The organism is Nonomuraea lactucae, from assembly GCF_003313395.1.
GTDB classification, from domain to species: domain Bacteria; phylum Actinomycetota; class Actinomycetes; order Streptosporangiales; family Streptosporangiaceae; genus Nonomuraea; species Nonomuraea lactucae.
On the sequence record NZ_QNFZ01000437.1, the window covers coordinates 1 to 1106 of the forward strand.

1 protein-coding gene is annotated in these 1106 nt (G+C 75.9%); it reads left to right on the forward strand.

The annotated features are described in order from the left end of the window. A partial coding sequence (locus tag DQW85_RS22475) for a [protein-PII] uridylyltransferase family protein (protein ID WP_476703608.1) occupies positions 1-1106 on the forward strand: 1106 nt, incomplete at both ends.

Consider the following 1106-nt stretch of genomic DNA (forward strand, 5'->3'; position numbering starts at 1 on the left):
CGCGCAGCGGCCCCGGGCGCGCTCATCGCGCTGCGGGTGGCCTACCGCGGCCGGCTGGCGCACGTGGCGGCCCGCGACCTCACCGGCCAGTCCTCGCTGGGCGAGGTCTGCTGCGAGCTGTCCGACCTCGCCGGCGCCGCCCTGGAGGCCGCGCTCGCCATAGCGCGGACCCAGGTGGACGCCCACGACGTACGGCTCGCGGTCATCGGCATGGGCAAGGCCGGGGCCAGGGAGCTCAACTACATCAGCGACGTCGACGTGATCTTCGTGGCCGAGCCGCACGGCGGCGCCGACGAGGCCAGGGCGCTGCGCGCCGCGACGCGGCTGGCCCAGGCCATGATGCGGGCCTGCTCGGCCACCACGCCCGAGGGCTCGCTGTGGGAGGTCGACGCCGGACTGCGGCCCGAGGGCCGGTCGGGGCCGCTGGTACGCACCCTGGCCAGCCACCTGGCCTACTACCGGCGGTGGGCCAAGACGTGGGAGTTCCAGGCGCTGCTCAAGGCCAGGCCGATGGCCGGCGACATGGAGCTGGGCGCGGCCTACGTCGAGGCGGTCAACGACCTGGTCTGGTCGTCGGCCACCCGTGACCGTTTCGTCGAGGACGTGCAGGCCATGCGCCGCAGGGTCGAGGCCCACGTACGCGCCGAGGGGGACCGCCAGCTCAAGCTCGGGCCGGGCGGGCTGCGCGACATCGAGTTCGCGGTGCAACTGCTCCAGCTCGTGCACGGGCGGCTCGACCCGCTGCTGCGCCGTCGGGCCACCCTGCCCGCGCTGGCCGCGCTCTCCCGCGGCGGCTACGTGGGCCGCGACGACTCGCGCGGGCTGGCCGAGGCCTACTCCTTCCTGCGCCAGGTGGAGCACCTGCTGCAGTTGCACCGGCTCCGCCGTACCCATGTCCTGCCCTCGGACCCGGGTGACCTGCGCCGGCTCGGCCGGGCGCTCGGCATGCAGCCCGACCCGGTGGGGGAGTTCACCGCCAGGTGGCGGCGGCACGCCATGGAGGCGCGGCGGCTGCACGAGAAGCTCTTCTACCGCCCGCTGCTGCAGGCGGTGGCCCGGCTGCCCGAGAGCGAGGCGCGGCTGTCGCCCGCCGCCGCGGCGGCCCG